The 7,330-nt window shown below is 35.9% G+C and carries 7 protein-coding genes; all 7 read right to left on the reverse strand.

What is annotated here, in order from left to right; all coding sequences use genetic code 11:
- Positions 1-77: 77 nt before the first annotated feature.
- Positions 78-1,184 carry a fatty acid desaturase family protein gene (locus V7147_RS21275; protein WP_335369811.1) on the reverse strand — a complete coding sequence of 369 codons (1,107 nt, stop codon included), beginning with the start codon at positions 1,182-1,184 and terminating at the stop codon, positions 78-80.
- A 79-nt stretch (positions 1,185-1,263) separates the two neighbouring features.
- Entirely contained in the window at positions 1,264-2,166 is a 903-nt protein-coding gene (locus tag V7147_RS21280) for a sugar phosphate isomerase/epimerase family protein (RefSeq protein WP_335369812.1), read from the reverse strand.
- A 19-nt stretch (positions 2,167-2,185) separates the two neighbouring features.
- Positions 2,186-3,292 carry a Gfo/Idh/MocA family protein gene (locus V7147_RS21285; RefSeq protein ID WP_335369813.1) on the reverse strand — a complete coding sequence of 369 codons (1,107 nt, stop codon included), beginning with the start codon at positions 3,290-3,292 and terminating at the stop codon, positions 2,186-2,188.
- Positions 3,293-3,395: 103 nt separating this feature from the next.
- Positions 3,396-4,385, reverse strand: coding sequence for an aldose 1-epimerase (locus tag V7147_RS21290; protein WP_335369814.1), 990 nt, complete (start codon positions 4,383-4,385; stop codon positions 3,396-3,398).
- A gap of 15 nt (positions 4,386-4,400) precedes the next feature.
- Entirely contained in the window at positions 4,401-5,390 is a 990-nt protein-coding gene (locus V7147_RS21295) for an ABC transporter permease (RefSeq protein WP_335369815.1), read from the reverse strand.
- A 2-nt stretch (positions 5,391-5,392) separates the two neighbouring features.
- Positions 5,393-6,358, reverse strand: coding sequence for an ABC transporter permease (locus V7147_RS21300; protein ID WP_335369816.1), 966 nt, complete (start codon positions 6,356-6,358; stop codon positions 5,393-5,395).
- A 37-nt stretch (positions 6,359-6,395) separates the two neighbouring features.
- Positions 6,396-7,330: ATP-binding cassette domain-containing protein (locus V7147_RS21305; protein WP_335369817.1), on the reverse strand; the 935-nt coding region annotated here is incomplete at its 5' end.

The following is a 7,330-nucleotide window of genomic DNA, read 5'->3' on the forward strand; positions in this document are numbered from 1 at the left end:
GGTACACACAATACGTATCATTTCCATGATCGAATCGAATGACATCTTCCACTTCAATATCTTCTGCATCACATACTTCAACCCATTTTAGGTCCAATTTTATCCCCCCTAATTTCTAATTCCTGCTGTACCCCATACAAATATGGGCGCGCAGTGCTAGGTAATGGCATTACCACTACATGTGCTGGATCATCTTTTTGTTTTCGAAGTGCGTTAATAACTTCTTTTAGCGCTGCGAAAAGACTCGGTCTAGCAGCCGGACAATCATGTTTCATTTCCTCATGCAACTTTGGTAGCGCATGATAGGGCACCATTGGGAACATATGATGTTCAGTGTGATAATTCATATTCCAATACAAAAATCTAAAAATAGGATTCATGTAAATTGTACGGGTGTTTAAACGATGGTCTAGTACATCTTCATAAAGGCCTAAATGTTGGGTAATACCAAATGAAATAACAACAACTGCACCATAAAAAGAAGGAAGGAAGATAAACATTGCTGGAAGTATACTTCCGAAGTATATGCATGTTCCAAATACAGATAAAATGATTAACATGTAAACCCTGGCTTCCCAATAGACCTTACGATATTCCGACTCGGGAATATACTCCTTTTCCTGAGTTTCCATTCTTCCAAACGTATGAAGAATAAATCTTTTAATTTCAATCGGACCACCATATAAATGAAAGATTTCTAAAATTAGTATTTTCCAGATTGGTGGTCTTTCAGTGATAATTTCAGGATCACGACCGACAATGATTGTATCAGTATGATGTCTAGCGTGACTCCATCTCCATGGTGTTGCTGAACGTAATACCATAAACGAAGCTATTTGATACATTACTTCGTTCATCCATGGAGTTCTAAATGCAGTACCGTGCCCACACTCGTGCCACCTCGAATCTCCTGGGGTAGCATATAATATCCCGTAAGCAAGGAATGCAGGAATGGACCACCAAGTTCCCCATGAGAGGTAAGCTAAAAATCCTAAAATGATTAATCCTCCGAACCATATAAAAGTATCACGTATTGCAGGACCATTTTTTCGCTTCATTAATTCCTTCATTCGTTTACGAGGAATAGGTGTCATATACCACTCCGCTGAAACAAGTCCTTTTTCTTGTGCTCGACGACTTTCTGGTCCCGTTAAGCTATAATCGCGTCGCTGTGCTTGTGACATTTTTTAGTTCCCCCTTTTCTTTTATTAAAACAAGATAAGCACTAGTATCGCGCTTATCTTGTTTTTTATTTGAGCCCTATTAACAGCCGTTTGCTTTTAATTTTTCATCGAGAAATTTCTTTGCTCTAGGAATATCTTCTTCATCTAAGTGTTCAATAATAATTGGAATATTAGGATGTAGTTGAGAAAGTCTTTGTAAATATAGATCATAGTTTAAAATACCTAATCCAGGTGCAGGTAGTTCAACTGCACCAGCACCTCTAAATGTATGGGATTCTGTTGCGTCAATATCTGCATGTTTTTCCGATAAATCTTCCGCTGGTTTACAATCCTTAGCATGGGCGATTTTAATTTTGTCACCCAGAGTGTTAAAAATTCGATTAATTTCCTCATCAACATGATTAATATTTTTATCAGTGAAATAGTTTGTAGGATCCATTAATAAGCCAAGTCCAGGATGATTTACATCAGAGAATAACCGAGTTAGTTGATCAACCGAACCAATGACATTATTAACATAGTTTTCTACTAAAAATACAGATCCATGATCATAAGCAAATTTAGCCAGATCTTCTAATGTTTTACAAACTTCCTCGTATGCTTCATCTGTACCATTCTTATCATCCCAAACCCAGTCACTTTCTGTATTAAATGTTCCCGTTTCACTAATTACATAGGGGGATCCTAAATCCCGAGCATGTTTTAATAGTGTTTTCAATCCAAACAAGTTCTCTTCCCTCTTTATTGGATCTGGATGAATAATGTTTGTATAACCAGAAATACACACAATCGGTAAATTTGCATCTCGAAATGCATCTCGAATATGATTTGCTTTTTGTTTATTCATTGATTCAAATGAAAGATCCATGTCCTTAAAGGATAAATCTAGTTGTACGCAAGAAAAACCGTCTCTTTGAATTCTCTTAATTGATTCCTCTAATGTATAAGGATAGTAACCATTAAAAATACCTACTGACAACATCTGTCATTCCTCCTAATAATTATTTCAGTACTAATTGATTCACAAATTCATTAAATTCTACTGTACTTTCCTTTTCAATAGATGCATAGCATGCATCTATTAATGCCATTGTCCTCAGATTATCTCTTCCACCTATTTCAGGTTCAGTGTCATTCTCTAAAGCTACTAGAAGCTGTGCCATTGTACCCTGGAAGGCATCAGGGAACCAAACTTTATCCCAAGTAGGTCTGTACCATTTATTTGGAGACTTCTTTGTCGTATATTCAAGAGTGCTTGGTGTTCGTTCAGGATATGATGGCCACCCAATTGTTCCTTGTGCCATTCCTTCTAATCCTTCAACTCTCCACTTAATATACATATCCGGTTCTGTTCCTTCACCTGGCCAAGCCCACACATCATCCAAGCTAGTAGCCATTAATTCGTTTTCATATTGAAACGTATACTGTGAAATTCCATCAATATGTTTAAACGTTGTTCGTGGATCCCTTCTAGCAACAGCCGTTACCTTCACAGGGTCACCGAATAGGTAACGGAATGTGTCGACATGGTGGATACCCATATTTAAAATCTCTATTTGTTCATATTTATGAAGAAAATCCTGCCAATGAGGAATTGCACGCATCTCTATGGTTGCAAGTACTGGTGTACCTAAGTAATCATTATCTATTAAAGTTTTAAGTGCTCGAATTGATTGGTCATAACGCATATTAGAATTGACACCGAGTTTAATTCCTGCATTCTCACAAAGATCAACTATTTGTTTAGCTTCCTGCATATTCATTGCTAGTGGTTTCTGACAGAGAATTGCTTTTATATGGTTTTGTTTTACAGCATATTGTACAACCTCAAGCTGTTTATCAGGTGGTATTGCAATATCCAATACCTCAATTTGTGGATCATCAACAAGTGCTTTCCAGTTAAGATAAACATTGGGAATTCCATGAAGCTCTGCTACAGCTTTTGCATTTTCGTAAGTTCTTGAACTAATACCAATAGGATTAAATCCAGCAGCTCGATAGGCTACCAAATGGCAATCTCTCATAATAAAACCGGAACCTATGCATCCGATCCTGTAATCCTTCCTCTTCGGCATTTCAGGTTCAATATTTAAATTTAGTGAAGTCAACTATGCCATCCCCCTTTTCTTATTAAGATATCTTTATCATACCCCTCCCCTCTTACATATCCGACTTATAAAATAAACTTCATGGGTGTATTTTTTATACCAATTAAAGCGCTTTCGTTTTTATCCATAATTTTGTCTGATAAACAAGACTTTCACCTGGATTTAATCCCTGAACGCCGGATACAGCTTCGTTAAACGGTAAATTAAAAGCATCAGTAACATAGGTATAAGGCTCGATAGAATACGAAGATGCCCAATCGGGACGAAACAGTACTACAAATGGGAATTTTTTATCAATTTCAAAAAAAATAGAGTAGTCATTATTTTTTAGATCTATGCGACAAGGAAAGTTATGATCCTTAATAGTTACTAGGGAGCAGCCTAATTTAGGATAATTTGCTATATTTACGCCTTTATTAAGTTCTTTACTAAAAGACGTATTAGATGGTTCTCCCGTAACAAACGCTTCATTCGTCACTGGCCATTCATTTTCGGACGGAATAGTTAGAAGAATTTCTTCTTCCTTTTCATATGGAATATTAAAATACGGGTGGAGCCCAAATGCAAAAGGCGCTTCATCCTCACCCTTATTTGTAATCCTAGTCTTCATTAATAATTTTCCATTTAATAAAGCATAAGTAACACTAAATAATAGTTCATGAGGAAAATATGAAAGAATATCCGGATATTTTGAATAACTAAAAGTGCAAGTTACATAGGCACCCTTATCATTCGATGTACCATAATCGGATATCTCCCAAGGCCTAGAACATAGTTCACCATGTAAATGATTTGAAGGTGGTTCATTAATTGGAAGATGGTATTTCCTTCCTTTAAAAGTAAAGCTTCCATCCTTAACCCGATTAGGTGGGAAAAGAATGGGTGTACCATACTTAAAATTTGCAAATGTTTCATTTTTTAAAGTTTCTAGATTATCTGGAGCCGAAATGATTGACTTTCCAAAGCTTTTAAATTGAAATAGATTATTTCCAATTCCGGGGACAATTTCAGCTTTTGAATCACTTTCTTTATCAATCAAATGAATAACCTGAAAACCTTCTCTACTTAAATTCTCTACCGAATAACGATTCAATTTTTATACCACCTTTCATTTATTACGCCCATAGATTATTAAAAGGATTAAAAGGACTACACCATAAACAATTTGTCTTCCACCTTCGTCTATATTTAAGGTGATCAGGATACTACTTAAGGTCGTTAGTAAGATCACTCCAGCAACCGAACCGTTATAGCTTCCTAGACCCCCCGCAAGGGAAACACCACCTATTACCACCGCAATAATAGAAGGTAACATATATGTAGTACCAATATCTAAATAGGAGGTTCCCGTATAACTTATTAGTAACAATCCACTAAAAGCAGCAATTGCCCCACTTGCTCCATAAATCATCATTTGAAAGACTTTCGTATTCACACCAGACAATTCAGTTGTTAATCGATTAGTACCTAATCCGTATAAAATCATTCCCCACTTCGTTTGCTTCAAAAATATTCCCATAATAATCATAATGAAAATCCAAAGAAGAATAAGATTTGGAACACCAAATGTATTTCCTACACCAAGTGCTTTTAGTGCTGGTGAAGCCATACCTTTCGGTTGACCATTAGTATAAACAAGTGCCATACCTTGAATGACACTTGCCATTGCAAGAGTCATAACTAATGGTGGAACTTTAAAATAAGCAATCCCTCCCCCATTTATACATCCAATTAAAAATCCTGTAACAAGTACAGCAAGAACAGCTACTATAATTTGTTTGTCAAAGCCGTTAATAATTTGAGTCCCCATAACAGCACCTAATGAAGCCGTTGCTCCAACGGATAAATCAATTCCCTCATCACCAGATAACACCACTAGAGTTTGAGCTAATGCAATAAACCCTAGTAGAGCGGATATATTCAACACATTCATAATATTAGAAAAGGATGAAAAACCCGGTGATACGAGATGTCCAATAATAAACAATAAAATAACTAACAAATAAGCAATCCACACAGTTGGGGAACTAAATAATTTTGTTCCCAAAGAACTCATTTCCAATTGAAATTTTTTTTGATTGGTTTGTAAATTATTCATAGTTACCCCCTTGTAGATGTATATTCCTTCTTTTTTACTGAAGGAAGTATAGAGAACGATAGAGCGAAGATAATGATTAATCCCTTGATTAGATCTTGATAAAAGGATGAAATATTTGCAAAGAATATAATGTTGGAGATGAATCCTATGGTTAGTGCACCAATTACCGCTCCAATGAGATGACCCTTACCTCCTCGAAGGCTGATTCCACCGATTACGACAGCAGCTATCGAGTTTAATGTAAATGCCTTTCCTATATTCGCATCACCTGTCGAAGTCTGAGCGGCTACAACAAGTGCTGTTAATAAGATAAAAATTCCTGAGATGATAAATGCAATAAGCTTTACCTTTCGAATATCAATTCCATTGGCAAAGGAGGATTGCTCATCCCCACCAACTGCATAGATGTACCGATATATCTTTCGTTTCTTGATAAAACTCCAAATAACGAGACCAAGAATGATGATTAGTAATGAAGAAGGTAAAATATAAAGGATACTAGACTGATAAATTTGATAAAAGACGTAAGGAATATAACCACCCGGTTGTGGCATGATTACTAAAGCAACCCCATAACATATGGAAGATACAGCAAAGGTTGATATAATAGCAGGGAGTCTCAAGTATCCAATTGTAAATCCATTCAGAATTGATACCGCCAAAATTGCTAATGCTGCAATAAATATTCCTACCAAAATACTAATTAATGAATCACTCATTACGGAAGCCATGATCACAGTTGCTAACGTAATCGCAGTTCCGATAGATAAATCAATACGACCTACTAAAATTACAACAGCTTGCGCCATACTTGCTAAAACCAGTGGTGTAAAGCTTGCCAAATTAGATTTAAATACATTAAGACTAAAAAAATTTGGCTGTAAGAAAGCATTAACAAGGATAACTGCAATAAACACAGTGAATACTGACAACAACTCATATTTTCTAGCATGACTCAATAGATTCATATGAAACACCCACCTCAACTCTAATTAACTTGTTTTTTTATGCATTATTGCTAAGGAGCGACGATGATATAAATCTTTCCTCACTGAAATCGGACCTGTGTATTTCATCAACAATTTTACCTTCAAACATAATAAGTACCCTATCACAAGCATCCATAAGTTCTTTATTGTCACTTGCATACAATAAAACAGAAGCTCCCGAATTTGCTAAGCCTTTAACTGTATCGTAAAGTTCCTTTTTGGCACCTATATCAACACCCTTAGTAGGATCACTTAATAATAAAACCTTTGGTGATAATGGAATCCACTTACCTACAACAACTTTTTGCTGATTTCCTCCACTAAGGAACTGAACTAATTTATGTCCATCTTTAGGAACAATATCAACTCTATTTATTACATCATCTGCTTCAAATTTCTTTCTCTTCATTTTTAGGAAGAAGCCGGTTTTTTTTAGTGAAAGTTGAGGGAAAATCAAATTAAGGTATACACTATGCTGTAAAAACAACCCTTCTTTATGACGATCCCCTGGTACCAATACCATCCCTTCTCTTACCGCCTGTTTTGGATGCTTTAGATTAAGCTCTTTGCCGTCCACCACGATTCTCCCTGCATCCCTTCTATAAAGACCAGAAAGAGTTAGTAAAAGTTCCTCTTGACCTTGTCCCTGTAACCCACCAATACCAACTATCTCCCCTTTTTGAATGGATATGTTGATATCATTAAATACCCTTCCTAACTTAAGCTCTTTTAGTTCGAGCATATACTCCTCTGATTCTTCTTGTATGAATTCTCTGTCCGCACTCACCAGTTCCGAGTCATCCTTACCAGATATCATGGATATAATTTTTGAATCGTTTTTACCATCTGCTATAAAATCAATATTCCCAATCGTTTCACCATTCCTAAAAACTACAACATGATCGCAAATACTATTTATCTCCCATAATCGATGAGAGATAAATATAATTG

The organism is Bacillus sp. JJ1521 (genome assembly GCF_036965165.1).
Taxonomy (GTDB): domain Bacteria; phylum Bacillota; class Bacilli; order Bacillales; family Bacillaceae_L; genus Ferdinandcohnia.

Coding starts and splice junctions, on each gene's coding strand:
- V7147_RS21300 (WP_335369816.1), bottom strand. CDS start 6,358: ATGAATCTATTGAGTCATGCTAGAAAATATGAGTTGTTGTCAGTATTC.
- V7147_RS21275 (WP_335369811.1), bottom strand. CDS start 1,184: ATGTCACAAGCACAGCGACGCGATTATAGCTTAACGGGACCAGAAAGT.
- V7147_RS21295 (WP_335369815.1), bottom strand. CDS start 5,390: ATGAATAATTTACAAACCAATCAAAAAAAATTTCAATTGGAAATGAGT.
- V7147_RS21280 (WP_335369812.1), bottom strand. CDS start 2,166: ATGTTGTCAGTAGGTATTTTTAATGGTTACTATCCTTATACATTAGAG.